Annotated in this window: 23 protein-coding genes; 18 read left to right on the forward strand and 5 right to left on the reverse strand. The window is 62.4% G+C overall.

Annotated elements, in window-relative coordinates; translation table 11 throughout:
* The first annotated feature begins 82 nt into the window (after nucleotides 1-82).
* The 7 genes from atpA (at nucleotide 83) to AC05K6_RS00825 (ending at nucleotide 6963) form a co-directional block, all read left to right on the forward strand.
* A complete protein-coding gene (gene atpA / locus AC05K6_RS00795) occupies nucleotides 83-1720 on the forward strand; it encodes a F0F1 ATP synthase subunit alpha (RefSeq protein ID WP_434819986.1) in 1638 nt (545 codons plus the stop codon).
* Between the two features lie 66 nt (nucleotides 1721-1786).
* Nucleotides 1787-2767 carry a F0F1 ATP synthase subunit gamma gene (locus AC05K6_RS00800; RefSeq protein ID WP_434819959.1) on the forward strand — a complete coding sequence of 327 codons (981 nt, stop codon included), beginning with the start codon at nucleotides 1787-1789 and terminating at the stop codon, nucleotides 2765-2767.
* 2 nt (nucleotides 2768-2769) lie between these two features.
* Nucleotides 2770-4215, forward strand: a complete 1446-nt coding sequence (gene atpD, locus AC05K6_RS00805; RefSeq protein WP_293789799.1) for a F0F1 ATP synthase subunit beta — start codon at nucleotides 2770-2772, stop codon at nucleotides 4213-4215.
* A gap of 12 nt (nucleotides 4216-4227) precedes the next feature.
* On the forward strand, nucleotides 4228-4602 hold the full coding sequence (locus AC05K6_RS00810) for a F0F1 ATP synthase subunit epsilon (protein WP_293789802.1): 375 nt from the start codon (nucleotides 4228-4230) through the stop codon (nucleotides 4600-4602).
* 101 nt (nucleotides 4603-4703) lie between these two features.
* The gene (locus AC05K6_RS00815; protein ID WP_293789804.1) at nucleotides 4704-5123 is read left to right on the forward strand and encodes a DUF2550 domain-containing protein; all 420 of its coding nucleotides are present in this window, start codon (nucleotides 4704-4706) and stop codon (nucleotides 5121-5123) included.
* Nucleotides 5124-5182: 59 nt separating this feature from the next.
* Nucleotides 5183-5908, forward strand: coding sequence for an endonuclease NucS (gene nucS, locus AC05K6_RS00820; protein ID WP_448307507.1), 726 nt, complete (start codon nucleotides 5183-5185; stop codon nucleotides 5906-5908).
* A gap of 44 nt (nucleotides 5909-5952) precedes the next feature.
* A complete protein-coding gene (locus tag AC05K6_RS00825) occupies nucleotides 5953-6963 on the forward strand; it encodes a tetratricopeptide repeat protein (RefSeq protein ID WP_476727490.1) in 1011 nt (336 codons plus the stop codon).
* Nucleotides 6964-7012: 49 nt separating this feature from the next.
* Here AC05K6_RS00825 and glgB read toward each other — a convergent pair whose 3' ends face one another.
* Nucleotides 7013-9148 carry a 1,4-alpha-glucan branching protein GlgB gene (gene glgB / locus AC05K6_RS00830; RefSeq protein ID WP_476727491.1) on the reverse strand — a complete coding sequence of 712 codons (2136 nt, stop codon included), beginning with the start codon at nucleotides 9146-9148 and terminating at the stop codon, nucleotides 7013-7015.
* An 11-nt stretch (nucleotides 9149-9159) separates the two neighbouring features.
* Nucleotides 9160-11184 carry an alpha-1,4-glucan--maltose-1-phosphate maltosyltransferase gene (locus AC05K6_RS00835; RefSeq protein WP_476727492.1) on the reverse strand — a complete coding sequence of 675 codons (2025 nt, stop codon included), beginning with the start codon at nucleotides 11182-11184 and terminating at the stop codon, nucleotides 9160-9162.
* Between the two features lie 51 nt (nucleotides 11185-11235).
* On the opposite strand from AC05K6_RS00835, the gene AC05K6_RS00840 reads away from it, so the two are divergent.
* The 5 genes from AC05K6_RS00840 (at nucleotide 11236) to AC05K6_RS00860 (ending at nucleotide 16123) form a co-directional block, all read left to right on the forward strand.
* A complete protein-coding gene (locus AC05K6_RS00840) occupies nucleotides 11236-12159 on the forward strand; it encodes an ABC transporter ATP-binding protein (RefSeq protein WP_476727719.1) in 924 nt (307 codons plus the stop codon).
* Nucleotides 12160-12169: 10 nt separating this feature from the next.
* Entirely contained in the window at nucleotides 12170-13081 is a 912-nt protein-coding gene (locus tag AC05K6_RS00845) for an NUDIX hydrolase (protein ID WP_448307511.1), read from the forward strand.
* Nucleotides 13082-13094: 13 nt separating this feature from the next.
* Nucleotides 13095-14267 (forward strand): THUMP-like domain-containing protein, encoded by a 1173-nt coding sequence (locus AC05K6_RS00850; RefSeq protein ID WP_476727493.1) that lies wholly within the window; start codon nucleotides 13095-13097, stop codon nucleotides 14265-14267.
* A 92-nt stretch (nucleotides 14268-14359) separates the two neighbouring features.
* Nucleotides 14360-15148 carry an electron transfer flavoprotein subunit beta/FixA family protein gene (locus AC05K6_RS00855; protein ID WP_293789825.1) on the forward strand — a complete coding sequence of 263 codons (789 nt, stop codon included), beginning with the start codon at nucleotides 14360-14362 and terminating at the stop codon, nucleotides 15146-15148.
* A gap of 21 nt (nucleotides 15149-15169) precedes the next feature.
* Nucleotides 15170-16123, forward strand: a complete 954-nt coding sequence (locus tag AC05K6_RS00860) for an electron transfer flavoprotein subunit alpha/FixB family protein (RefSeq protein ID WP_448307513.1) — start codon at nucleotides 15170-15172, stop codon at nucleotides 16121-16123.
* Nucleotides 16124-16235: 112 nt separating this feature from the next.
* Here AC05K6_RS00860 and AC05K6_RS00865 read toward each other — a convergent pair whose 3' ends face one another.
* The gene (locus tag AC05K6_RS00865) at nucleotides 16236-17390 is read right to left on the reverse strand and encodes an ATP-binding protein (RefSeq protein WP_476727494.1); all 1155 of its coding nucleotides are present in this window, start codon (nucleotides 17388-17390) and stop codon (nucleotides 16236-16238) included.
* A gap of 176 nt (nucleotides 17391-17566) precedes the next feature.
* On the opposite strand from AC05K6_RS00865, the gene AC05K6_RS00870 reads away from it, so the two are divergent.
* The 3 genes from AC05K6_RS00870 to AC05K6_RS00880 are packed head-to-tail and all read left to right on the forward strand — an operon-like array spanning nucleotide 17567 to nucleotide 21049.
* The gene (locus tag AC05K6_RS00870; protein WP_448307515.1) at nucleotides 17567-18775 is read left to right on the forward strand and encodes a cysteine desulfurase family protein; all 1209 of its coding nucleotides are present in this window, start codon (nucleotides 17567-17569) and stop codon (nucleotides 18773-18775) included.
* A 43-nt stretch (nucleotides 18776-18818) separates the two neighbouring features.
* Nucleotides 18819-20012: a tRNA 2-thiouridine(34) synthase MnmA gene (mnmA, locus tag AC05K6_RS00875; protein ID WP_476727495.1), complete on the forward strand. Its 1194-nt coding sequence runs from the start codon at nucleotides 18819-18821 to the stop codon at nucleotides 20010-20012.
* A gap of 8 nt (nucleotides 20013-20020) precedes the next feature.
* Complete coding sequence (locus AC05K6_RS00880) at nucleotides 20021-21049, forward strand: uroporphyrinogen decarboxylase/cobalamine-independent methonine synthase family protein (protein ID WP_476727496.1); 1029 nt, start codon at nucleotides 20021-20023, stop codon at nucleotides 21047-21049.
* 48 nt (nucleotides 21050-21097) lie between these two features.
* Here AC05K6_RS00880 and AC05K6_RS00885 read toward each other — a convergent pair whose 3' ends face one another.
* Entirely contained in the window at nucleotides 21098-22012 is a 915-nt protein-coding gene (locus tag AC05K6_RS00885; protein ID WP_293789837.1) for a LysR family transcriptional regulator, read from the reverse strand.
* 16 nt (nucleotides 22013-22028) lie between these two features.
* On the opposite strand from AC05K6_RS00885, the gene AC05K6_RS00890 reads away from it, so the two are divergent.
* From AC05K6_RS00890 to AC05K6_RS00900, 3 genes are all read left to right on the forward strand, one after another.
* A complete protein-coding gene (locus tag AC05K6_RS00890; protein WP_448307603.1) occupies nucleotides 22029-22970 on the forward strand; it encodes an EamA family transporter in 942 nt (313 codons plus the stop codon).
* Complete coding sequence (locus tag AC05K6_RS00895; protein ID WP_296215146.1) at nucleotides 22967-23620, forward strand: NAD(P)-dependent oxidoreductase; 654 nt, start codon at nucleotides 22967-22969, stop codon at nucleotides 23618-23620. Before AC05K6_RS00890 ends, AC05K6_RS00895 begins: the two co-directional genes overlap by 4 nt.
* An 86-nt stretch (nucleotides 23621-23706) precedes the next feature.
* A complete protein-coding gene (locus AC05K6_RS00900) occupies nucleotides 23707-24693 on the forward strand; it encodes an IS481 family transposase (protein WP_476727497.1) in 987 nt (328 codons plus the stop codon).
* On the opposite strand, the gene AC05K6_RS00905 is transcribed toward AC05K6_RS00900, so the two are convergent.
* Nucleotides 24690-25532 (reverse strand): aldo/keto reductase, encoded by an 843-nt coding sequence (locus AC05K6_RS00905; protein WP_476727498.1) that lies wholly within the window; start codon nucleotides 25530-25532, stop codon nucleotides 24690-24692. The two genes, AC05K6_RS00900 and AC05K6_RS00905, sit on opposite strands and share 4 nt — an antisense overlap.
* Nucleotides 25533-25553: the final 21 nt, after the last annotated feature.

Genomic DNA, 25553 nt, shown 5'->3' on the forward strand with positions numbered 1-25553 from the left:
AAGAAGCGCTCCTTAGAAGTAACCGACACCGACCCAAGCAAGAGAATTAATGCTGGAAGACGAAACCGAGAGCAGGAAGAACATGGCGGAGCTGACGATCTCCTCCGATGAGATCCGTAGCGCGATTGCGAACTACACCTCGAGCTACTCCCCGGAGGCCTCCCGTGAGGAGGTCGGCGTGGTCACGGCGGCTGCAGACGGTATTGCCCAGGTAAGCGGCATGCCTTCTGTGATGGCTAACGAGCTACTCGAGTTCCCAGGCGGCGTTATTGGCGTTGCACAGAACCTCGACACCGACACCGTCGGCGTCGTAATCCTGGGTAACTTCGAGTCCCTCAAGGAGGGCGACGAGGTCAAGAGGACCGGCGAGGTCCTGTCCATCCCGGTCGGGGAGAAGTTCCTCGGCCGCGTTATCAACCCACTGGGTCAGGCCATCGACGGCCTGGGCGACATTGAGTCCGAGGAAGAACGCGCCCTCGAACTCCAGGCGCCCTCCGTTCTGATGCGTCAGCCCGTCGAGGAGCCGATGCAGACCGGCATCAAGGCTATCGACGCAATGACCCCGATTGGCCGTGGTCAGCGCCAGCTGATCATTGGTGACCGCAAGACCGGTAAGACCTCGGTCTGCATCGATACCATCCTGAACCAGCGCGACAACTGGGCATCCGGCGACCCGAAGAAGCAGGTTCGCTGCATCTACGTTGCCATCGGTCAGAAGGGCTCTACGATCGCTTCGATCCGTAAGACCCTGGAAGACCACGGCGCGCTGGAGTACACCACCATCGTGGCAGCACCGGCATCCGACTCCGCCGGCTTTAAGTGGCTGGCACCGTTCACCGGTGCAGCTCTGGGCCAGCACTGGATGTACCAGGGCAAGCACGTCCTGGTTATCTACGATGATCTGACCAAGCAGGCTGAGGCCTACCGTGCGATCTCCCTGCTACTGCGTCGCCCGCCGGGCCGCGAGGCATACCCCGGTGACGTTTTCTACCTGCACTCTCGTCTGCTGGAGCGTGCAGCGAAGCTCAACGACGAGCTGGGCGGCGGTTCGCTGACGGCACTGCCGATCATTGAGACGAAGGCAAACGACGTATCTGCCTTCATTCCGACCAACGTCATTTCCATTACCGACGGTCAGGTCTTCCTGGAGTCCGATCTGTTCAACCAGGGGGTCCGACCGGCTATTAACGTTGGTGTGTCCGTCTCCCGTGTGGGTGGTGCCGCACAAACCAAGGGCATGAAGAAGGTGTCCGGTTCCCTGCGTCTGGATCTGGCCGCTTACCGCGACCTGGAGGCCTTCGCGGCCTTCGCATCCGACCTGGACCCTGCTTCCAAGGCACAGCTGGAGCGCGGTAAGCGCCTGGTTGAGCTGCTGAAGCAGAAGGAGACTCAGCCGCAGTCCGTCGAGGATCAGATGGTTTCCATCTACCTGGCTGGCGAGGGCGAGTTCGACGACGTTCCGGTTGAGGACGTCCGTCGTTTCGAGTCCGAGCTGCTGGAGAACCTGCACGCTTCCCACGGTGGCGTGTTCGAGCAGATCAAGGGTGGCACCCCGTTCAACGACGAGTCGAAGGCCGAACTGGCCGGTGCCGTCCGCGACTTCAAGCAGGGCTTCCAGACCACCGACGGCACCCCCGTCATCAACGAGCCTGAGGCTCGCCCGCTCGGCGACGATGAGGTCTCGAAGTCTCAGATCACTGTCTCCCGCAAAGCAAAGTAACCGCGGAAGGTAAGTGAGCACAGTGACCACCAAGAACATTAATGAAACAGAAGGGAGGCGATAGTTATGGCTAGTCTTCGCGAGCTGAGGACACGCATCAAGTCCGTGAACTCAACGAAGAAGATCACGAAGGCCCAGGAGCTCATCGCCACCTCGAGGATCACCAAGGCTCAGGCGCGCGTTGAAGAGGCAGAGCCTTACGCGGAGGAAATCACCCGCGTCGTTCAGCGTCTGGCATCCGCAAGCTCCCTGGATCACAAGATCCTGCAGGAGCCTGTCGGGGCTTCCCGTGCCGCGATCCTCGTGGTTTCAAGTGACCGTGGCATGTGCGGTGGCTACAACAACAACGTCTTCAAGAAGACTGCAGAGCTGCGCAAGCGTCTGGAGAACGAAGGCAAGGACGTTGTTCTGTACGTCTCTGGTAACAAGGGCATCTCCTACTACAACTTCCGCGGTGAGGACATCGCAGGCGCCTGGTCGGGCTACTCCCAGGATCCCGACTACGCAGCCACCCACGATGTTCGTCGCCACCTGATTGACGGCTTCGTCGCCGGTTCCGAGGGAACCGCTAAGTGGCGTGAGGGCCTCAATGTGGAAGAAGGACAGGGCATTCAGGGATTCGACGAGGTGCACATTGTGTACACCCGTTTCGTTTCCATGCTGAGCCAGACCCCAGAGGCACACCGACTGTTGCCGATCGAGACTGTGGTTGAGGAAGAAAAGCTGGAACTCGGCGAGGACTTGGTCTCCGACAAGGCCGACCATGTCGCTGCCGACTACGACTTTGAACCCGACCCAGACACCCTGTTGAAGGCTTTGCTGCCGCAGTATGTCTCCCGAGGCATCTTCGCAGCAATGCTGGAGTCTGCGGCGTCGGAATCCGCAGCGCGTCGTACCGCGATGAGCGCCGCAACCGACAACGCGACCGACCTGGTCAAGCAGCTCTCGCGAGTGGCTAACCAGGCTCGTCAGGCCCAGATTACCCAGGAAATTACAGAGATCGTCGGTGGCGCATCCGCGCTCGCCGATAGCGGAGAAAGTGATTAAGTATGACTACAGCAAACAAGATTCAGCAGCCCGCTGAATCGGCTGTTGCGGGCCGCGTCGTGCGAGTTATCGGCCCGGTCGTCGACGTGGAGTTTCCGCGTGGCCAGCAGCCAGCACTGTTCAACGCCCTGACCGTCGAGGTTGACCTCGAGGCAGTGGCAAAGACCATCACCCTGGAGGTCGCACAGCACCTCGGGGACAACCTCGTTCGCGCCGTGTCCATGGCCCCGACCGACGGTCTGATCCGTGGCGCCGCGGTTACCGACACCGGTAAGCCGATTTCCGTGCCCGTCGGTGACGTCGTCAAGGGCCACGTCTTCAACGCGCTGGGCGACTGCCTGGACGAGCCAGGTCTGGGCCGCGACGGCGAGCAGTGGGGCATCCACCGCGAGCCGCCGGCATTCGACCAGCTCGAGGGTAAGACCGAGATCCTGGAGACCGGTATTAAGGTCATCGACCTGCTGACCCCGTACGTCAAGGGCGGCAAGATCGGCCTATTCGGTGGTGCAGGTGTGGGTAAGACGGTGCTCATCCAGGAGATGATTACCCGTATTGCTCGCGAGTTCTCCGGTACCTCCGTGTTCGCAGGCGTTGGTGAGCGTACCCGTGAGGGCACCGACCTCTTCCTGGAAATGGAAGAGATGGGCGTGCTGCAGGATACCGCGCTTGTGTTCGGCCAGATGGACGAGCCGCCGGGAGTCCGTATGCGCGTGGCTCTGTCCGGTCTGACCATGGCGGAGTACTTCCGCGATGTACAGAACCAGGACGTGCTGCTGTTCATCGACAACATCTTCCGTTTCACCCAGGCCGGCTCTGAGGTATCGACCCTGCTGGGTCGTATGCCTTCCGCCGTGGGCTACCAGCCCACCCTGGCTGACGAGATGGGTGTGCTGCAGGAGCGTATTACCTCGACCAAGGGTCGTTCCATTACCTCCCTGCAGGCCGTGTACGTGCCGGCCGATGACTACACCGACCCGGCACCGGCTACGACCTTCGCCCACCTGGATGCGACCACCGAGCTGGATCGTTCCATCGCCTCGAAGGGTATTTACCCTGCTGTGAACCCGCTGACCTCTACCTCTCGTATCCTCGAGCCGGGTATCGTCGGCGAGCGTCACTACGAGGTTGCTCAGCGCGTGATCCACATCCTGCAGAAGAACAAGGAACTGCAGGACATCATCGCCATCCTGGGTATGGACGAGCTCTCGGAAGAGGACAAGATCACCGTTCAGCGCGCACGTCGCCTGGAGCGCTTCCTGGGTCAGAACTTCTTCGTTGCGGAGAAGTTCACCGGCCTGCCGGGCTCCTACGTGCCACTGAAGGACACGATCGATGCCTTCGAGCGCATCTGCGATGGCGAATTCGACGCTTACCCGGAGCAGGCCTTCAACGGTCTGGGTGGTCTCGACGATGTCGAGGCTGCTTACAAGAAGATGACCGAAAAGTAAGGGGTTAAGCACATGGCTGAGATTGCCGCACAACTGGTTTCCGTGGAACGTCCGCTGTGGGTTGGTACCGCAACGTCCGTTACCGCGCAGACCACTGAGGGCGAGATCGGCGTGCTCCCTGGTCACGAGCCTCTGCTCGGCCAGCTGGTCGAGAACGGCGTCGTCACCATTCGGACTAACACCGGTGAGAAGCTGGTCGCTGCGGTGCAGGGCGGTTTCCTGTCCGTATCTTCCGAGAAGATCACCATTCTGGCGGATTCTGCGACGTGGGCCAACGAGGTCAACGTTGCGGACGCCGAGGCTCGCGCACAGTCCGCTGAGACTGAGCACGAGAAGGCCGTTGCCGAGTCCGAGCTGCGCGCTGCGAAGCGTATGACCGCTAACTAGTTTTAGCCCATACGTCCCTTTTTAAGCGGGCTCCACTCTATTTCTTAGGGTGGAGCCCGCTTTGCTTTTCGAAACTTCCTTCAGGGCTGTAAGTTAAATATATGGCGTGGTTGTGGTACTTAATCCTGGCGTTGGTGGCGCTCGTCATCGTTGCTATCGTGTGGCGATTTTTCGCTTTACGTTCCCAGGGCTATCCCGTGGTTTTGCGGCGCCTGCCTAACTCCGATGGCAGGCACTGGCGCCACGGGATTTTGAAGTATTCTGGCCTTTCCGCCCAATTCTATAAACTGCGCAGCCTCCGCCCTGCCTCCGATGTTGTGCTAACGCGCCTGGGCACTCATATCGTTTCTCGCCGCGAGATAACGCAGCGCGAGTCGGCTTTCCTGGAGGATCACGTTCACATTGTAGAGGTCTCTCACCGGGGCAGGCATTGGGAAATTGCCTTGGACAGTTCGGGTGATACCGCGCTCGTAGCATGGCTGGAGTCGGCTCCGTCGGAGCGCCGTATACCCCGCCATTAGTACAGCACTTCCGCGCCTTACTGGTTGGCCCGCGCGACCGTAGCGTAGGCTGAACAACCATGCGCTTAGTCATTGCCCGCTGCTGTGTCGATTATGTCGGCCGTCTTGAGGCCCATCTGCCACCCGCTGATCGCTTGATCCTGGTCAAAGCCGATGGTTCGGTTTCCATCCACGCGGACGATCGAGCTTACAAGCCCCTCAACTGGATGATGCCGCCCTGCACCTTGGAGGCCGTCGATGCTTCTTCTTTCGAGGGTGGTGACGCCCCCACCGAATATTCGGAGTTAGACAATGAGGGGGTCGAACAGTTGTGGATCGTAGCGAATCCAAAGGGAGAGCAGCTGCGAATCCAGATCTTCGAAATCTATTCAGATACCGAGCATGATCTGGGGGAGGATCCTGGCCTGGTAAAGGACGGTGTGGAAGCCCACCTGCAGGAATTGTTGGCCGAGCAGATCGAGATTCTGGGGGAGGGGTACACACTAGTGCGCCGCGAATATCCAACTGCCATCGGCCCGGTAGACATTTTGTCCAAGGACTCCACCGGGGCGACAGTCGCGGTGGAGATTAAACGCCGCGGCGGCATCGACGGCGTGGAGCAGCTGACGCGCTATGTGGAGCTACTGAACCGCGATGAGCTGCTGGCACCGGTGTCAGGCGTGTTAGCAGCGCAGGAGATCAAACCACAGGCGCGCACTCTGGCAGAGGATCGGGGATTCCGGTGCGTTACGCTGGACTACGAAGCAATGCGAGGAACCGATTCCTCGGAGTTCAGGCTCTTCTAAAACATTAAGAAGCTAGCAGAAGCAGAAGAAAGGATCTTTCTAAGGTGACGAATCCTTCCAATACTCCTCCGTCTCGGTTCGTTGCGGGTGCGGTGGATCTCGGTGCGGTGAAGCAGCAGGCGGAGCAACGCGCGCAAGCCCAAGCGGCACAGGCTCAGCGCGCTCAGGCTGGGCAGGGAGCACCGGGCACCCAGGGAGCTGCAGCCGGTGGTGTTGCCACCTTCGTATCTACGATCACTCCAGAAAATTTCGAGCTTGACCTGGTCGTGCGTTCGACTCAGGTGCCGGTGATCGCGCTGCTGGGCTCCGCTCGCTCGGAGGCCTCGGAGCAGATGCGCCAGGATTTCACCCAGATGGTGGAATCCCAGCAGGCACCAACGAAGTGGCTTTTCCGCTACGTGGATGTGGATGCCACCCCGGAAGTCGCGCAGGCCTTTGGCGTGCAGGCGATCCCCACTGTGATCGCTTTGGCAGCAGGTCGCCCTTTGACCAACTTTGAAGGCGGTCAGCCGGCAGCTCAGCTCAAGGGCTGGGTCGATGCTGTTGTACAGGCAGTGGACGGCAAGCTCCGCGGGCTGGCCGCGGAGGAGGATCCAGCTCATGGCGCTGCCGGTGCAGAGGGCGCAGATGGTGTTGGCGGCGCAGGAGACACCGATCCCAACGCCGGCGACCCGCGACTTCAGGCTGCCGCCGAGAAGCTGGAACAGGAAGACTACGCGGGTGCTGTGGCGGAGTATGACGCGATTCTTGCAGCGCCAGGACAGGCCGATGAGGAGACTGTGGCAGAAGCTCGGGCGGCACGCGCGAATGCGCTGCTTATGCAGCGCCTTGCCGACGGGGGAGACGAGTTTGCGGAATCCGACCGCCTATTGCTGGCCGGCGATAAACCTCAGGCTTTCGATTTGCTGATTGAACAGTTGCGACCTTCTGCCGAGGGAAGCGAGGAAAACAAAAAGCAGGCGAAGACTCGCCTGCTTGAGCTGTTCAGCCTATTCGACCCGGCAGACCCCGAGGTTATCGCGGGGCGCACCCGCATGGCCTCGGCACTGTTCTAAGCGCTTTCGCCTCTTTGACCCCGCTGGAGCCATACGACCCCGGCGGGGTCTAGCCCTCTAGGACGAACCAGCGCGCGCTGTGCGCCGGGATCTGCAGTACGGCAGAGGCATCCATGCCGTGCGAACCCGTTGGCTCGATGTGCAGATCACCACTGACACGCCCAGCACCCTCGTACTGCACGTCGTCGGTATTGAGCACCTCGCGCCATGTTCCGGCCTGCGGCAGGCCGATGCGGTAGTCCTCCTGCGTGATGCCCGAGAAGTTAATCACACACGCCAGCTCACGTCCGTGGTGGCGTCGAATAAAAGAGAGAACATTGTTCGACGAGTCATCGCTGGCGATCCATTGGAAGCCCTCGGGGGAGTGATCCTGGCCGAGTGCAGGCTCGGAGTGATAAAGCTCGTTGAGCTGGCTGGTCAGGGCGCTAATGCCACGGTGGAACTCGCCCTCCCATCCCTCTAGGTTCTGCCAATCGAGACCGCGGGATTCGTTCCACTCCTCGGTCTGACCCCATTCCTGACCCTGGAACAATAGCTTCTTGCCGGGGTGAGCCCACATAAAGGCCAGGTAACTCCGCACCATTGCGGCCCTGTCCCACGCAGAACCTGCAGGCATACGCGACCACAGCGTGCCCTTGCCGTGCACAACCTCATCGTGGCTGATCGGTAACACGTACTTCTCGGAGTACGCATAGACCATAGAGAACGTGATCTCGTTGTGGTGGTAGCTGCGGTAGGCCGGATCGCGCTGGATGTATTCGAGGCTGTCGTGCATCCAACCCATGTTCCATTTCAGGCTAAAGCCCAGCCCGCCCTCGCTGGTGGGGGCGGTCACGCCCGGCCAGGAGGTCGACTCTTCTGCAATGGTCAGCGAGCCCGGGCATTCGCGGTGCACCGTGGCATTCATTTCCTGCAGGAACCGGACGGCATCCAGGTTCTCCCGCCCTCCGTGCTCGTTGGGTAGCCAGTCATCGCGGGAGTAGTCCAGGTAGAGCATGGAAGCCACAGCATCCACGCGAAGACCGTCGATGTGGAATTCCTTGCACCAATACAGTGCATTGGCTACGAGGAAGTTGCGGACTTCGTTGCGTCCAAAGTCGAAGACGTACGTTCCCCAGTCCGGCTGCTCTCCACGGCGGGGATCCGGGTGCTCGTAGCAGGCCTCACCGTCGAAGCGCCCCAGGGCCCAACCGTCCTTAGGGAAGTGCCCGGGAACCCAGTCCATGATGACGCCGATGCCCGCGCGGTGAAGGGAATCGATCAGCAGGCGCAGATCGTCCGGAGTTCCATAGCGGTTATTCGGCGCGTAGTAGCCGGTGACCTGGTAACCCCACGAGGGCTCGAACGGGTGCTCGGAGACGCCCATGAGCTCCACGTGGGTGTAGCCCATCTTCTTGACATACTCCACGAGCTCCACGGCCAGCTGCTGGTAGCTCAATCCCTTGCGCCAGCTACCGAGGTGCATCTCGTAGATACTCATCGTCTCGTCAACGCCTACGGCGGCGCGGTGAGCCAACCATTCGTCGTCGCTCCACTGGAACTCGCTATCCGCGACAACAATCGAGGCGGTCGCAGGGGCAGGTTCGGCTAGGCGTGCCATGGGATCGGCCTTATCCAAACGCACGCCGTCGCCGGTGGTGATGGAGAACTTGTAGCGGGTGCCGGCCCCGATACCGGGGATCCACAGCTCCCAAATGCCACTGCTGCCCAGTGCACGCAAGGGGTGCTGGTTAGCATTCCAACCGTTGAAATCGCCGATCACGGACACGCCTGCCGCATGCGGAGCCCATACGGAGAAGGCCACACCACCGTCGACTAGATGCGCGCCGAGAACCTTCCACAGTTCCTCATGGCGGCCTTCGCCGATGAGGTAGCGATCCAAGTCGCCAACGGTTGGCAGATGGCTGTAGGGATCTTCCAGGGTGGTGGTGCCCCCACCCATCCACGTGACCTCGAAGATGTAGGTGTCAACGAAATAGTCCACGGTTGCGGTGAATAGCGCCGGGTATTCGTCGGCTGGCGTCATCGGAAGGAGATCACCACCGTTGATACGGACGGCGACGGACTCCGCCCCGCACTGGACCGTGCGGATTGTGGTGGTGTCGTCGCCGTTATCGTGCGCCCCTAGGACGTCGTGAGGGGCGTGGTGCCTGCGTTCTGCGAGCCGGTGGTAATCGTGGTTCATACCCGCCAATTCTACCTGCGGGGATCGTATTCTTCCTGACCTCGCATGCAGACCCGCTCGCGCTCACCCTCACCAAGGGTGGGCAGTGTGAAGATGTGCGCAACCTGGAAATCTGGATCCAAGCGCACATAGTTGTTGGCGCCCCATGCGTAGGTCTGGTTCGTCGGCAGGTCAGTCACCTCGAAGTGTGCATCGTGCGGGGCGCCCAGGCCGAGCGCCTCGGTATCGAGGTTCACCGAACCCTCGACGATCTGATTCGGGTTCAGGTTCACCACGACCAGCACCGTATTGCCAGTTACCCCGTCGACCTTCGAATAAGCCAGAAGGTCGTCGCTGGTTGTCTCGTGGAGGCGCAGGGTGCGTTGTTGCTGTAGCGCCGGGTTTTCTCGACGCCACTTGTTCAGATCCCGGATCCATTCAGAGCAATTGTCCGCCGTATAGTCGCGCGGGCGTAGCTCGTATTTCTCGGAATCTAGGTACTCCTCCGAACCGGCGTGCACCGGGGTGGATTCGTAGATCTCGAAGCCGGAGTACACACCCCACAGCGGAGACATCGTGGCAGCCAGCGCAGCGCGAATGGCGAACATGGCTTTGCCACCGGTCTGCAGGGACTCGTGCAGAATGTCCGGGGTATTGACGAAGAGATTCGGGCGGAAAACATCGGCGTAGTTCGCGATATCTCCCGCGAACTCCTCCAGTTCTGCCTTTGTGGTTTTCCACGTGAAGTAGCTGTAGGACTGAGTAAATCCAGCCTTCGCCAGGCCATAGAGGCGCGGCGGGCGGGTGAATGCCTCGGAGAGGAAGACTACATCCGGGTCGGTGGCGTGGATCTCCGCGATCAGCCACTCCCAGAAGTTCGCGGGTTTGGTGTGGGGGTTATCCACGCGGAAGATCCGCACGCCGCGGCCAATCCACAGGCGTACGACCCGCAGCACCTCGTGGTACAGGCCCTCCGGATCGTTGTCGAAGTTCAGCGGGTAGATGTCCTGGTACTTCTTCGGCGGGTTCTCGGCATAGGCGATGGTGCCATCTGGCAATACGGTGAACCACTCAGGATGCTGCTGCGCCCATGGATGGTCGGGGGCACATTGCAAAGCCAGATCCAGCGCGACCTTCAGGCCGAGGTCGCTGGCCGCGGCGACGAAAGCCTCAAAGTCCTCGACAGTGCCCAGGCGTGGGTGAACAGCCTCGTGGCCGCCGTCCTTAGAACCGATCGCCCACGGAGAGCCAACGTCCTCCGGGGTAGGGGTCAGCGTGTTGTTCTTGCCCTTTCGGTTGATTTCCCCGATCGGGTGGATCGGTGGCAGATAGACTACGTCGAATCCCATGTCCGCGATGCGAGGAAGATCCGCTGCGGCGGTGGCGAAGGTCCCGTGTACCGGGTTGCCCTCGGCATCCCAGCCGCCGGTGGAACGCGGGAACATCTCATACCAGGAACCCACACCAGCGGTCTTTTCCTCCACCAGTACGTGGAACTCCGGACCGCGCGTCAGCAGGTCGCGTAGTGGGCGCTTGTCCAGTGCCTCTTTGATCTCCGGAGAGAGTGCAGTGGCCAAGCGCTCGTCAATGCTCAGTGATTCATCGCGCAGCTGGCCAGGTACGGAGGAAACCAGCTCGCGGTGCTTGCGGGACGCCTTTTCCGACGCCCGCTCGAACAGCCGCGCGCCGATCTCGAAATCGTTGGCCAAGGCATGGGCATCCTGGCCTGCAGCTACCTTCTTGGTGATCGCGTTGAACCAGGTCGCGGCTGGATCCGACCAGGCGTCAACACGAAAGGTCCACATACCCGGCACATCCGGAACGAACACAGCGTGGCGACGGTCGACGTCCTCGGGGTCGGGAGTCATTGTGATCTTCGCACGCCCGCCCTCGGCGCCGGCAGGGCGGCGAACGACGAGCGTGGCGGAGATGGCGTCATGTCCCTCACGCCAGACGCTGGCGCTGACCGGGAACACCTGGCCGACAATGGCCTTGGCGGGGGTGGCTCCGTGGGAAATGACGGGGGAGATGCAGTCGATGCCGAGGCGGCCGGTCATGGTGGAAACTCCTTACACATGGCGTTTGTTGTGGCGTTACACCGTAAGCCTATGTTGTTGGCACACTTCGCGCGGATCTTGAGGCACCATGGGGGAGTGAGCGACAACGTGACGAACCTGATTTCTGCCCCAGCTACCGCCCAGGTCGACGAGGACGACCTGATTGTTAACATGCGCGGCGTATCCGTTGTGCGCGATGGCCGAGCCATTCTGGCGCCCATGGATTGGCAGGTGGAGCTGGACGAACGCTGGATTATCGTCGGCCCTAACGGGGCAGGCAAGACCACTTTGATGCGTCTGGCTTCGGCACAGATGTTTCCGACCACCGGCACCGTAAAGCTGGTTGGTGAGCAGGTGGGTAAAGTCGACCTGCGCGAGCTGCGCACTGCCATCGGTATGAGCTCCTCGGCATTGGCACAACGCGTGCCGGGTGAGGAGAAGGTCGCGGATATCGTCATCTCCGCCGGCTACGACGTACTCGGCCGCTGGCGCGAGGCTTATGACGAGTTGGACTATGACCGCGCTATCGAGATTTTGGAAAGCATCGGCGCCTATCACCTCGCCGAGCAAACCTGGTCCACGCTGAGTGAAGGTGAGCGCAAGCGCGTGCTCATTGCCCGGGCATTGATGAACGATCCGGAACTGCTGCTGCTGGACGAACCAGGTGCCGGCCTGGATCTGGGCGGTCGGGAGGATCTGGTGGCGCTTTTATCCGAACTAGCGGCGGACGCGGATTCCCCGGCAATCGTGATGATCACTCACCATGTGGAGGAAATCCCGCCGGGATTTACCCACGCGCTGCTGTTGGACGAGGGGGAAGTCGTCGCCCAGGGCATCCTGGAGGACGTGATGACCAGCGAGAACTTGACCCGCACCTTCCATCAACCCATTGAGGTCAAGTACGAACAAGGTCGCTGGTTTGCCCGCCGCAGTCGCCAACGCCGCGGCAGCCACCGCTTCCGGGAAGATCGGTAGACTCTGATTCATGTTGGAAAACCGTTTGGGTCCAGTGCAGCCACGCCACGCGTCAACGGTGATTCTGTTGCGCGATACGTTGTCAGGGATCGAGGTGTACGTCCAGGAACGTGCCTCGACCATGAAATTCTGCGCCGAGATGACGGTTTTCCCAGGCGGGGGCGTGGATTCCCGTGACATGCCAGGTGACGTAGACGGCGATGGTCACGAATCTCCAGCGATTAACTGGCAAGGTGCGGAGGTCAAGTGGTGGGCTAAGCGCCTGCAGAAGCCGGAATCCATGGCTCGCGCCCTCGTCTGTGCTGCAGTGCGCGAAACCTTCGAAGAGTCCGGCACTCTGCTGGCGACGCACCGCGATGGTTCCCCTGTGGTTGACACCACCCCATTTCAGGCGGAGCGCAAGCTGCTGGAGAACCACCAGCTGAGTTTCTCGGACTTCATGAGCAACAATAACCTTGTTCTCCGCTCCGACCTTTTACGCCCCTGGGCGAACTGGGTTACCCCGGTTGAGCAGCCCATTCGCTATGACACGGCCTTCTTTGTCGCTGCCATGCCGGAGGGACAGCAGACTCGCGATGACACTCCTGAGGCCACGTCTACGGGTTGGTTCCGCCCCTCCACGCTGTTGGACGGCTGGCGCTCCCGCAAAATTTCCCTGATGCCCCCGACATGGGCGCAGCTGAAATTGCTGGATACCTTCCGGACTGTCGAGGAAGTATTGGACTTCTCCTCGAATCTTTCCGTCGACCCCGTACTGGCTGAGCCTGTCGATGAGCCCTACATGGCCGAGTACTACCTGATGGAGCAGCAGATGTACGGCGCGCCCGCCCGCCAATTCGCACCGGGTATGAAGTTCGCCGTGGATCCTGCCGAGCTTCCCGCTAACCCCTTCGCTAGCCGCCCGGACTCCTACGAGCAGTAGGCTTCGCACAACTATGGCCTTTACTGCATCTGAACTGGACTTTTTACTTGCCGACTCTGCCGCTGGCTCGCTCTTTATTAATGACGCCACCACGTATCAGCTGACCAAGAGATCCCTCGTGCAGGACCTTTCCCACCTGCGCAAGACATATGGTGAGCACGCCCGCGCCCTCGTCGAACTCGTGCAGGCTCGCCGTGCCGACAAGCTGCCGCAAAGCTGGTTGATGGATAGTGAATCCACTCAGCAGGCCACCCCGCCCGTAGTGGCCGCGTGGCGCGCAGAGGTCTTGAAGAACGCCGGGGTGGGCAATGCCGTGGATGTCACTTGCAGTATCGGCACCGAGTTGCAAGCGCTTGCCCAAGCCGGGTTGCAGGTACTGGGTGGAGATCTGGACCACCAACGCCTCCGCATGGCTCGCTTCAATGTGCCAGAGGTTCCCGTGGTGCGAATGGATGCACTACGCCCAGCTTGTACGAGAGCCGTGACCTCCGGTGTAGTCGTAGCCGACCCGGCCCGACGCAATTCTTCGGGACGGGTGACGAAGTTGGAAGACCTACAGCCACCGCTGCCGGAGCTCACGGAGCGGTACGAAAATTTAGTGGTCAAATGCGCGCCCGGAATTGACTACTCTGAGTTCGACGGCCATGTGGAGGTCGTGTCAGTCGATGGAGGAGTAAAGGAAACGTGCCTTTATACTCCCGGCATAGTCGGGCGGGGACGCCGCGCGGTGGTGATGCGGGCGTCAACAGTTAAAGAGACAATTAGCTGTGACGAGCCTGAAACGGATTGTGTGAGTGGGGTGGGGCGCTACATTGTGGATCCCGATGGAGCCATAGTGCGCGCCGGGTTGGTGCGGCATTATGCTGCGCGGCACGGTCTATGGCAGCTTGACCCACATATCGCTTATCTCAGCGGGGATCATGTGCCTGCCGGGGAGCGCGGTTTTGAGGTTCTAGAGGAAGTTCCGCTGAAGAAGGCCCGCACTGCATTGGTGGGGCTGGGGGCAAAGAATGTGGAGATTCTTGTGCGGGGTGTGGACGTGGATCCGGATGAGCTGCGCAAGAAATGGAAGCTGAAAAAGGGGAGTAATGAAATGTATTCCGTCATCGTGACGCGACTGGGGGAGGGTGCCGCCGCGAAGGCTATGGCCTATGTGTGTCGCCCGTGTCAGGGGGCGCGGGGGTAGTTCTAAAACAATATAGGAAAGTTGTGGCGGTGATCACCTAGTGGTAGGTACTATGGTGCCAAATCACAATACCCAAGCAGGAAGGTCAACGAATGTCGAACATCGTTGTTCTGGTTAAGCAGGTGCCGGACACCTACTCCGAGCGCAAGCTCACCGACGATGACTTCACCCTCGACCGCGACAGCGCAGACGCTGTCCTGGACGAAATCAACGAAAACGCTGTTGAGGCTGCGCTGCAGCTGAAGGAAGCTGACAGCTCCCGCAACGTCATCGTCCTGTCTGTCGGCCCGGAGCGCGCAACCGAGGCGCTGCGTAAGGCTCTGTCCCTGGGCTGCGACGAGGCCAAGCTGGTTGTCGACGACAACCTGGCCGGCTCCGATGCACTGGGCACGGCATGGACCCTGTCCAACGCTCTGAACCAGATCGAGGACATCGAGCTGATCATCACCGGTAACGCCTCCACCGATGGCGGCGCTGGCTCCGTTCCGGGTCTGCTGGCTGAGTACCGCCAGATCCCGGCTCTGACTCACATGGAGGAGCTAAACGTAGAGGGTGGCAAGGTCACCGGTAAGCGCGTTACCGAAGAGGGCGTTTTCGGTCTGGAGGCTCCGACCCCGGCCATCGTCTCTGTGACTGAGAAGTCCAACACCCCGCGCTTCGCTGCCTTCAAGGGCATCATGGCTGCTAAGAAGAAGACCATCGAAGAGCTGTCTTTGGAAGAGATCGGCGTGGACGCTGCAAACGTTGGTCTGGCAAACGCCACCACCTCCGTTTCTGCTTCCACCCCGAAGCCGCCGAAGTCGGCTGGTGAGATCATCAACGACGAGGGCGACGGCGGCAAGAAGCTGGTCGAGTTCCTGGTCAAGGAAAAGCTGGTTTAAGGGAAGTAGGGATTTAAGGACATGACCAACGTACTAGTACTGGTTGAGCACGGTGAGGGTCAGCTGAAGAACTCCACCGTCGAGCTGATCACCGCTGCACGCGTGTTCGGCACCGTCGGCGCCGTCGTCGTGGGCGCTCCCGGAACCACCGAGAAGCTGCAGGGCGCACTGGCTGAGGCTGGCGCAGAGAACATCTACGCCGCTGAGTCCGATCAGGCAGAGTCGCTGCTGATCACCCCTGAGGTTGACGCACTGTCCGGCCTGGCAGCCCAGCTGCAGGTTCCGGTTCTTGTTTCCGCTACCGCTACCGGCAACGAGGTTGCTGGCCGCGTCGGCGCTCGCGTCGCTTCCGGTGTTCTGTACAACACCAACAACATCACCGCGGAGAAGACCGCTGAAATCAGCATCTTCGGTGGCGCTTACACCGTTACCGCTTCCGCCGCTGGCGCATCCCCGGTCTTCACCCTGGCTCCGGGCTCCCTGGATCCGGAGCCGCAGGCTGCCGCTGGCAACGTCCAGCAGGTAGAGCTGCCGGGCGCTGGCCCGACCGCTGTCACCATCACCTCCTTCGCTCCGGCAGAGCAGGGTGACCGCCCGGACCTGACCGAGGCCAACATCGTGGTCTCTGGTGGTCGTGGCGTGGGTGGCCCGGAGGGCTTCGCCGACGTTGTCGAGCCACTGGCCGACGTCATGGGCGCTGCTGTTGGTGCTTCCCGTGCAGCTGTGGACGCCGACTACTACCCGGGCAAGTTCCAGGTCGGCCAGACCGGTGTTACCGTCTCCCCGAACCTGTACATCGCACTGGGTATCTCCGGCGCTATCCAGCACAAGGCTGGTATGCAGACCTCCAAGACCATCGTTGCTGTGAACAAGGACGAAGAGGCTTCCATCTTCGAAATCGCAGACTTCGGTGTTGTGGGCGATCTGTTCAATGTTGCCCCGCAGGCTACCGAGGAGCTGAAGAACCGCAAGTAGTTCTTCGCCCTAGGCGTTGAAAGCCGCCCCCGGCGGCTGCCTCAAACCGGCGCCCTTCCGCCAAGCTTTCACGCTGGCGGGGAGGGCGCCGGTTTTTTGTTTGTCGTGCAGGCTAAATGTCCTGCTGCCGGATGTAGTCCTGCATATATGGCAGCGTGAAGCGTACGAGCCCAAAGCCGGCCGGTTCAATGAGATCGCGGGTAATGAGCCGGCTGCGCCAAGTGGAAAGTCCCCGCGGTTCCACGCCGAGGCGGGAGGCGATGTCGCCGGTCTTGACGCCCCTTTCGTCGGCACAAATCGCAGCCATCGCGCGGAGGAAGTTCATTTCGCCCTCCGGCAGGCGGCTCAGCGCGGGTCGGTGCACGTGGCTGGTCATGCGGTCGATCGCCCGCTGGGAGGCAGTTTCCACGTGTGCGGCCTCGATGGTGTTTGACCCGTCGATTCCCGCGGCAGCCCACGACAGTGCGCCCACCACCTGAATGAGGTAGGGGTATCCGCGGCAAATGTCAGTGGCGCGGCCTAGGGCGTCATCACTAAAAGGGCGACCAGAGTCCGCAGCGGTGATGGCGAGAGTCTTGGAAACCTCCTCGGTCGGCACAGCGTGGAGATCCACGCGGAAGGCGCGGCGCAAGAACGTGGTGCCCTCGTGCTGCAGCAGGGTGTCCACGCCGTGGGGGAGCCCCGCGCAGACGAAGGCGATATCGCGCTCGTCACGCATGAGGTCCTGGACTGCCGTGGCTAGGCGGTGGAGCTGGTCGAGGTCGGCGGACTGCAACTCGTCGAGGGTGATGAGGATGCCAGCGCCCGTGATGGCGCCGGAGAGCTCGCGTAGACGGGTGATGAGTGTGGGCACACTGCGGAGCTCCTCGGCTCGCGAGTGAACCTCCGTGCGAAAGCTGCCTACGCCGGTGAGGGAGGCGCCGGAGAGTTTGCGCTCTGGGGGTTGCTCGATGTTGGCGATAGCGGTGGGGATGGTTGTCTCGACCAACTCGGAGATCATGTCGCTGTTGGGGTAGGCGCGCAAGATGATCCAGCCTTGTGTGCGGGCTTTGTCCTCGATCTCGTTGAGTAGCACTGTCTTGCCCACGCCACGCAGACCGCTGGCCAGGATTGTGCGATGCGGGGAGCCGGGCCCTTCGGCTAGGCTGAGTTCGAAATCCTGTAGCAGCTCCGCCCTGCCTGCCAAGTAATATGGCGATGTGCCGAAACTGGGGCGGAAGGGGTTGCGCTGGCTGGGTGTGGGCGTCTGATGTGGGTGCTCGGACATGCCTCATAGCATAGCGCCACCCTGGTGGATTATGTTAGATCCGTTAGATCTTGGCGGTCTTGTTAGAAGTGTTAGATCCCGGTTTAATTGTTAGATCTTTGAAGTGAAAGAAAAACCAGGATCTAGCTCCCATGACCCTGAAGCATCCGAATTCGAGAAACAAGTAGGGTAGGGGCGTGAACGAGACAAACCACGCAGCGAGCGCGCAAGGGCGCCTGTATGTGGACAACGCAGCATCCCAGGCCTTGCGCCCCGAAGCGCAGGAGGCGATGGAGCGAGCCGCAAGTCTGCTGAACCCTGCAGGCCAGTACAAGACCGGCCGCGAAGCCCGCCGCAGCCTTGAGGAAGCCCGCGAACAGATCGCAGAACTCCTCGGCGCGGATGCAGCAGAGGTAATCTTCACCGGCTCCGGCACGGAGGCGGATAATATCGCCATCCAAGGGCTCGCGTTTGGCTCAAAGGCTCATCGGGGTGCGCACGTTATCGCCAGCTCCGACATCGAGCACCCCGCCGTAGTCGAGTCCGTCGACTGGCTTACCATGGGGCCGCTCGATCTGAGCTTTGACCGTGCCGTTCTTCCTGTGGACGCCACCGGTCGCGTCCGCGCCGAAGAGTGGATAGCCGGTCTAGAAGGCGGCGCGGACACACCTAGCGACCTGGCGCTGTTGACTTGCATGTGGGCCAACAATGAAACCGGCGCGATCCAGCCGGTGCAACAACTGGCGGAGTTCGCCCGGGAGCACAACGTTCCCTTCCACACCGACGCAGTGCAGGCAATCGGCCACCTGCCAGTCGACTTTCATGCCCTCGGTGCCACCACACTGGCCGCAAGCGCCCACAAGTTCGGCGGCCCAAAGAACACCGGTTTGCTGCTTGCCCGCCGAGATGCGGACATCCTGAGCCCCGTGCGTGGAGGCGGACAGGAGCGAAAGCTCCGTTCCGGCACTGTGAACGTCCAGGGTGCGGTGGGATGTGCGGCCGCGCTGGCGTCATCAATAAAGGAACTAGACCAAGCAACCGCCAGAATGCGCATCGCGCGCGAGACGCTCCGGGCGGCGGCGCAGGAGATCGACGGAGTACGGATCTGGACGCCTGAGGACGGCGCGCTGCCCGGGCACCTGCACATGAGCTTCCCTGGCGCCGAGGGCGACTCGCTGATCATGCTTTTGGACGCCGCCGGGGTGGACGCCTCGACGGGCTCGGCATGCAGCGCCGGGGTGAACCGCGCCAGCCACGTGCTCACTGCCATGGGAGTTCCCGTAGATGTGGCCCGAGGCGCGCTGCGACTCACCATCGGTGCGGACATCGCCGATGAGCAAGTCGAATACCTGGCAGGAATCTTGCCGCGCGTGGTCGAACAGGCGCGTGCCGCTGGAATGGCCTAACCGGAATGGCCTAATCCACCGGAACGCGAGTAGGGTGCCACTCATGCGAGTAGTAGCAGCAATGAGTGGCGGTGTAGATTCCGCCGTGGCAGCGTCCCGAGCGCTCGAAGCCGGGCACGAAGTGATCGGTGTGCACCTGGCGCTTTCCCAATCTCCGGAGGCCGTGCGGGCCGGTTCGCGCGGATGCTGCTCCCTGGAAGATTCCGCGGATGCGCGTCGCGTGGCAGACAAACTGGGGATTCCGTTCTACGTGTGGGACTTCTCCGACCGCTTCAAGGCGGACGTGATCGACGACTTCGTAGATTCCTACGCTATTGGCGAAACCCCGAACCCGTGCCTGCGCTGTAACGAGAAGATCAAGTTTGAGGCACTGCTGGATCGCTCCATCGCACTGGGCTTCGATGCCGTGGTAACCGGCCACTATGCCCGCTTGCACGATGGCGTGATGCGCCGCGGAGTGGATCCCAACAAAGACCAGTCCTACGTCCTAGGCGTGCTGACCGACGAGCAATTAGCGCATTGCATGTTCCCGGTTGGAGACACAATTAAGCCGGAGATCCGCGAGGAGGCGAAAAGCCATGGCTTCGGCGTGGCCTCCAAGCCAGATTCCCACGACATCTGCTTCATCCCCGACGGGCAAACGCAGGCCTACTTGGGCAAAAAGATCGGCCTGCGGCCGGGGCTAATGAAGGATCAGGACGGTTCCACCGTCGCCGAACACGAGGGCGTATACGGATTCACCATCGGCCAGCGCAAGGGGCTGGGGCTGCCACGCGAAGGTCTGGATGGAAAGCCGCGCTATGTAACGGATATTGACGCCGCCACGGGCACCGTAACCGTCGGTCAGCGTGACGACCTACGCATCGGCGGGATCACGGCAGATCGTCTGAAGCGCCTGGACCCTTCCGTACACGGTCGCGAGTTTGAGTGCGAGGTGCAGGTTCGTGCGCATGGAGGGGTAGTGCCCGCCACCGCACGACTGGTCGACGACCCGGAGGGGATCACGCCGGCAGGGCGCGTCAAGAAGGACGGCGAGAGCCCATGGCGCCTGGAGCTAGAACTGCATGAGCCACTGCAGGGCGTGGCGCGCGGGCAGGCGGCAGTGGTCTACCAGCCGGATGCAGATGGTGACATCCTATTGGGCAGCGGCACCATTCGTGCCACCACGCCGTGGAGCAGCGCAGGTGCGGCGGATACAGCTCCTGTTGAGTCTGCAGCGCCTGCAGCAGAGGCGTAGCGCGAACTATGGCAGATGACGCAACACAACCCGAGCCCATGGGGCGCCTGGGTTGGTGGGAAAACACCGTCACGGACCACGCGGATCTGCGCGCCGCCGCCCAATCCGCACTCACCCGCACGTGCGACGTGGATGAGGATACGGGCGTGCCGCCCACCCTGTCGCTTCCGCGGTGCGGACGGGCAGGGGATCTCACGGCGCTGTCTGCCAGCTTTGCTCAGCTGCCGATTCGCGCGAACCCGCGCGGCTGGGAGCTGACTGCCCACCCTAGCCTCGAGTCTCGCCGCATGGACGGCTGGGTGCGGGAGGCCTCGGACATTGCCGAGGAGTTGCTTGCGGGGAAAACCGAGCGGCTGATGCTGCACGTCACTGGTCCGTGGACGTTTGGCGCGGATGTGGAGTTCCACGGCCATCCAGTGCTGCGCGACCGCCCGGCGTTTAAAGACTGCGCGTTGCACCTGGGTTTTGGCGCAGAGCAGATCACCCGCGCACTGTCGGCCACGCTTGGCTGCGAGGTGATTGTTGCCCTGCACGAGCCGCGCGTCTGCGAAGTCATGGGTGGCTTGCCCGGAGCCACGCGTTTCGAGACCATTCCCGCCGTCGACCGCGAGTTCATCTATGGAGTGTGGCAGCGCTTCCAACAGCAGGTTGGGTGCCCCGTGGTGCTGGACACGGACTCTTTTATCGACGACGCCCTCTCGCACGCGCCCGGCTTCCACCGCATCGTGGTACCGGCGGATCAGTTGCTTACGACTGGGGGAAAGGATCTGGTCGGCGGGATGCTCGGGCGTGGTCAGGGGATCGGTTGGGCAGTGTCGCCGACGGGCACGCCGGGGACTGGCTCGGATGCGGCAGAGGAAGCCGCCGGGGCGATCGCCCGTGCCGTGTTGCGTCAGTGGGAGCAATGGACACTTCCCGCCGATCAACTGCCGAATTTGGTGGACATTGTGGTGCCCGAGGGGAAGCGTACAGCGGCGCAGGCCTCCGTGGCCGCCGCCCGCGCCCGCCACGCAGCGGCATTGCTCTGGCGTAACTGATGCCGCGCTAGATGTACGGACCGGAGACGTTGATCGATGGGACCGGCATCAGCCGACCATGTGCAGGGCGATTGATTCCTTGACCTGTTCGATGAACGCCCGAGACGCGGGGCTCGGATTGAAAGAGCCCCACGCGACGTACTCGGCCCGGCAGGGGCCATCGGCCACGGGAACTGCTCGCAGCGCTGGGTTAGCCGGCACACATTCGACGGGCAGCAGGCAGACGCCCAACCCACGTTCGACGAGGGCGAGCATGAACTCGGTCGACATCGCCTCGAAGCCCACGCGGCGCTGAAGGCCTGCGGCAGCGAATGCCCGATCGCCTTGGAGTCTGCCTGGTGACCCGGCCGGGAAGTCGATGAACGTCTCGTCGACCAAGTCAGCCAGGGCCAGGGTACCCGTGTGCGCTAGCCGGTGTTGTGACGCCATGACGGCGACGAGACGCCCTCGGGCGATCTCGTGCGCGGTGAGTCCGGACGCTGGGGCGACGTCGGCGTCCACGCCGAGAAAGGCCACGTCGAGTCTTCCGCTGCCGAGGTCGCGCATGAACTCATTGCTTCCCCCGCCCCGCACGGTGAGATCCACGTGGGGATGGCTGGCGTGGAAGGCCGCGATGATGTCGGGCACGCTGACGGCTGTGACCGTCGGGATGACACCTACCGATAGGCTTCCGCGGACCTGGCCCACGGCCTCGGCAGCGACCGCCACGGCACGGTCGGCGGCTGCGAGGCTGGCGCGTGCTTCCGTGAGGAAGGCTTCGCCGGCGGCGGTCAGCTCCACCCGACGGGATGAGCGCACGAACAGTGCCGTGCCGAGTTCCTGTTCGAGGGCCTTGATCTGGTGGCTCAGTGCTGATTGCACGACGAAGCAGCGTTCTGCTGCTCGCGTGAAGTTGCGCTCCTCGGCGATCGCCACGACGTACCTGAGCTGTTGGAGTTCCACTAAACCATGATTGTAGGTCATTGTTTGGGTGAGAACAATGTGTTGGACTCAACGCTGGTGGGCGACTGACAATGGATCTGTGAACACTTCTTCCCATGGGGCCCGCAGTTCGTTGCTGTGGACCTGTCTGACGGCGCTGGCTCCCGCTACGTGGGGGACAACGTACATCGTGACCACCCACCTCCTCCCAGCCGGACACCCCTTGTTCGCCGCGTTCATGAGGACGCTGCCGGCAGGGATCATCGCGGTGGGCCTGTCGAGGAAGCTGCCGCGCGGCTCGTGGTGGTGGAAGAGCTTCGTGTTGGGCGGTCTGAACATGGCCGCGTTCTTCCCCCTGCTGTTCTTGTCGGCGCAGCGTCTTCCGGGCGGGGTCGCGGCCACGCTGGGTGCGGTGCAGCCCATCATCGTTGTCCTGCTGGCCGTGGCTGTCCTCCACGAGCAACTCTCCGGCTGGCGCCTGGGGTGGGGTGTCGTGGGTGTCGTGGGGGTGGCTCTCGTGGTCCTTGGGCCGAGCGCCGCCCTGGACCCGGTGGGTGTGGCTGCAGGACTCGGTGGCACAGGGGCCATGGCCACGGGCGTGGTTCTGACCAAGAAGTGGAAGCTCCCCCAAGGTGTCTCGCCCATCGCATTGGCCGGTTGGCAGCTGACGGCCGCCGGCCTTCTGCTGGCGATCCCGGCGCTGCTGGTGGAGGGGCCACCGGCAGTGATTTCCGGTCGTGGCTGGCTTGGGTACGCCTGGCTCGGCCTGGTCGGGGCACTGGTCTCTTACAGCCTCTGGTTCACCGGCATCCGACGCCTGCCCGTCACGTCCACAGCCCTCCTGGGGCTTCTCTCGCCGTTGGTCGCCGCTCTGCTCGGCGTCCTGATCGCGCACGAACACCTCGGAGCCGAGCAGTACCTCGGCTTCGCGATCGCCCTGGCCGCCATGGTCTGTGGCCAGCTTCCCGCACCCACCCATCGTCGAAAGGACAATTCATGAACATCACGGTTCTCGGAGCTACCGGCATGGCCGGCGCAGCGATCGCGCAGGAGGCCACACGCCGCGGCCACCACGTCACTGCCGTATCGCGGAACCCACAGGAGACCAACGACCCGCATACCACCGTCACTCGTCTCGATCTGACAGACCTCGAGGCACCCCTGCAGCCCGTCCTGAACGACGCAGACGCCGTCGTGCTCGCCGTGCGCATGGCCCCCGGCGACGAAAGCCGTGTGGCTCCGCTGACCAGCCGTGTCCTCGACCACGCCGCCGTCGCGGGGGTCCGGGTCTTGGTCGTGGGAGGAGCAGCGCCCTTGCGTTCACCTCACGATCGAGAGTTGCTCGTCCTGGACGACCCCGCCTTCGTGCCGACCCAGTGGCGTGACGTCGCGTTGGCCAGCCTCGACCAGTTCAACGCGTGTACCGAACATCCGAACCAGAACTGGATCTACCTGAGTCCGTCGGCAGTCTTCGAGCCCGGACAGGGAACCGGCGCCTATCGCCGTAGCGGTGACACGCTCCTCATCAACCACGATGGCACGTCGCGGATCACCCCTGCGGACCTGGCCCTAGCGGTGCTCGACGAGCTCGAGCAGCCCAGCGCCGTACATCACTTCACCGTCATCGAGCTGGCAAAGGGTCTGGCTTAGGGCCAGCGGTCCACAGAGGAATCCACGCTAACAACCGTGAGGGGGTCGAGCTATCGGCCCCCTCCGTCTATTCCAAGGGGACGCTCTTGCTCCACGCCAACGCAGCACTGACCCCGCGCCACCGCTTGATCGTCGGCCAGCTCGTGGTCGACCAGGGCTGGCCGATCAGCGAGGTCGCCGCCCGGTTCCAGGTTTCCTGGCCCACTGTGAAGCGCTGGGCCGACCGCTATCGCGCCGGCCAGTCGATGCAGGACCGCTCGTCACGGCCGCATCACTCGCCGAACAAGACCAACGCGAAGACGACGAAGCGCTGCATCCAGCTCCGTCTCCGTCTTCGAGAAGGACCCGTGCAGCTCGCTTGCCGGCTGAGGATCGCTCCGTCGACGGTTCACCGGATCCTCGTCGACGCGCACCTGAACCGGCTTTCGCATGTCGACCGGGCAACCGGGGAGCCGGTCCGCCGCTACGAGCACGACCAACCCGGGGCGATGCTGCACGTCGACGTGAAGAAGCTCGGCAACATCCCGGACGGCGGCGGCTGGCGCTACGTCGGCCGCCAGCAGGGCGAGAAGAACCGCGCCGCCACCCCGGGCAAGCCCAAGAACAAGTACAGCGACCCGTTGATGGGCAAGGCCTACGTCCACACCGTCATCGACGGCCATTCCCGCGTCGCCTACGCCGAGATCCACGACGACGAAACCGCCCTCACCGCCACCGCGGTCCTCGTTCGGGCCGTCGAGTGGTTCAACGCACGCGGGGTGACCGTTGAGCGGGTCCTGTCCGACAACGGCGGCGCGTACCGCTCACACCTGTGGCGAGACACCTGCCACGAGCTCGGCATCCGGCACAAGCGCACCAGGCCCTATCGGCCGCAGACCAACGGGAAGATCGAACGCTTCCACCGCACCCTGGCCGACGGCTGGGCCTACGCCCGCTGCTACACCAGCGAGACCGAACGCCGCGGAGAACTCGACGGCTGGCTGCACTACTACAACCACCACCGGCCCCACACCGCTTGCGGGAACCAGCCGCCCTTCTCACGCTTGACCAACGTACCCGGTCAGTACAGCTAGAACTCTTCGTAGACTGCCGGATCCTGGTTCTTCCGGCGCCCATCAGGACGTCCCAGCGCGGTAATGGCCTCGATCTCCTCATCACTAAGGGAGATGTCCAACGAGTCGAGGTTCTCGCGTTGCCGATCCGCCGAGGAGGCTTTCGGGATTGCCAACACCCCGCGGCCACGGTGCCAGGCCAAAACGACCTGTCCGGGAGTTGCGGAGTGGGCGTCCGCAATATCGGCAATGACTGGCTCCTCCAAGACCGCGCCGCGCAGCAGTGGCGACCAGGCCTGCGTGACTATACCCAGCTCGCGGTGTACCGCAACGGCCTCGGCCTGCGGGAAGTGCGGGTGTAGTTCGATCTGGTTGACCACCGGGTATTCACCCGTGGCCGCGTGCACGGCCTCCAAGTGTTCGGGCAGGAAATTGCACACGCCGACGTGCCGGATAAGCCCGCGTTCGCGCAGCTCCAGCAGCGTTTCAAAGGCCTCGACGTAGTGCCCCTGGCGCGGGTTCGGCCAGTGGATCAGGTGCAGGTCGATGCGGTCTAGCCCCAAGCGAAACAGGGATTCCTCGACAGCGGCGACAGCGTCGTCATGCCGCTGGTAACGTCCAGGCAGCTTGGAGGTGACGATCACATCGTCGCGGGAGATAGCGGGCGCGGAGGCATCGGCGCCGGTCGCTGCGCGGATGCCCGCGCCAACTGCGCCTTCGTTCTCATAATTGTAGGCCGTGTCGATCAATCGATAGCCTGTGCGGATGCCCGCTGCCACGGAGTCCGCGCCGGCCTGGCCCTGCATCTTGTACGTACCCAGCCCGATTTCTGGAAGGGATAGTGCTGACTTCTTAGTCATCGTTTCCTCACTTTCAACTCT

It is taken from the genome of Corynebacterium sp. TUM25020 (assembly GCF_056388495.1).

Excerpts from the sequence above, each read along its gene's own strand:
- atpA (WP_434819986.1), top strand. The coding sequence starts at position 83 with ATGGCGGAGCTGACGATCTCCTCCGATGAGATCCGTAGCGCGATTGCG.
- AC05K6_RS00800 (WP_434819959.1), top strand. The coding sequence starts at position 1,787 with ATGGCTAGTCTTCGCGAGCTGAGGACACGCATCAAGTCCGTGAACTCA.
- atpD (WP_293789799.1), top strand. The coding sequence starts at position 2,770 with ATGACTACAGCAAACAAGATTCAGCAGCCCGCTGAATCGGCTGTTGCG.
- AC05K6_RS00810 (WP_293789802.1), top strand. The coding sequence starts at position 4,228 with ATGGCTGAGATTGCCGCACAACTGGTTTCCGTGGAACGTCCGCTGTGG.
- AC05K6_RS00815 (WP_293789804.1), top strand. The coding sequence starts at position 4,704 with ATGGCGTGGTTGTGGTACTTAATCCTGGCGTTGGTGGCGCTCGTCATC.
- nucS (WP_448307507.1), top strand. The coding sequence starts at position 5,183 with ATGCGCTTAGTCATTGCCCGCTGCTGTGTCGATTATGTCGGCCGTCTT.
- glgB (WP_476727491.1), bottom strand. The coding sequence starts at position 9,148 with ATGAACCACGATTACCACCGGCTCGCAGAACGCAGGCACCACGCCCCT.
- AC05K6_RS00835 (WP_476727492.1), bottom strand. The coding sequence starts at position 11,184 with ATGACCGGCCGCCTCGGCATCGACTGCATCTCCCCCGTCATTTCCCAC.
- AC05K6_RS00840 (WP_476727719.1), top strand. The coding sequence starts at position 11,236 with ATGTTGTTGGCACACTTCGCGCGGATCTTGAGGCACCATGGGGGAGTG.
- AC05K6_RS00845 (WP_448307511.1), top strand. The coding sequence starts at position 12,170 with ATGTTGGAAAACCGTTTGGGTCCAGTGCAGCCACGCCACGCGTCAACG.
- AC05K6_RS00850 (WP_476727493.1), top strand. The coding sequence starts at position 13,095 with ATGGCCTTTACTGCATCTGAACTGGACTTTTTACTTGCCGACTCTGCC.
- AC05K6_RS00855 (WP_293789825.1), top strand. The coding sequence starts at position 14,360 with ATGTCGAACATCGTTGTTCTGGTTAAGCAGGTGCCGGACACCTACTCC.
- AC05K6_RS00860 (WP_448307513.1), top strand. The coding sequence starts at position 15,170 with ATGACCAACGTACTAGTACTGGTTGAGCACGGTGAGGGTCAGCTGAAG.
- AC05K6_RS00865 (WP_476727494.1), bottom strand. The coding sequence starts at position 17,390 with ATGTCCGAGCACCCACATCAGACGCCCACACCCAGCCAGCGCAACCCC.
- mnmA (WP_476727495.1), top strand. The coding sequence starts at position 18,819 with ATGCGAGTAGTAGCAGCAATGAGTGGCGGTGTAGATTCCGCCGTGGCA.
- AC05K6_RS00880 (WP_476727496.1), top strand. The coding sequence starts at position 20,021 with ATGGCAGATGACGCAACACAACCCGAGCCCATGGGGCGCCTGGGTTGG.
- AC05K6_RS00885 (WP_293789837.1), bottom strand. The coding sequence starts at position 22,012 with ATGACCTACAATCATGGTTTAGTGGAACTCCAACAGCTCAGGTACGTC.
- AC05K6_RS00890 (WP_448307603.1), top strand. The coding sequence starts at position 22,029 with ATGTGTTGGACTCAACGCTGGTGGGCGACTGACAATGGATCTGTGAAC.
- AC05K6_RS00895 (WP_296215146.1), top strand. The coding sequence starts at position 22,967 with ATGAACATCACGGTTCTCGGAGCTACCGGCATGGCCGGCGCAGCGATC.
- AC05K6_RS00905 (WP_476727498.1), bottom strand. The coding sequence starts at position 25,532 with ATGACTAAGAAGTCAGCACTATCCCTTCCAGAAATCGGGCTGGGTACG.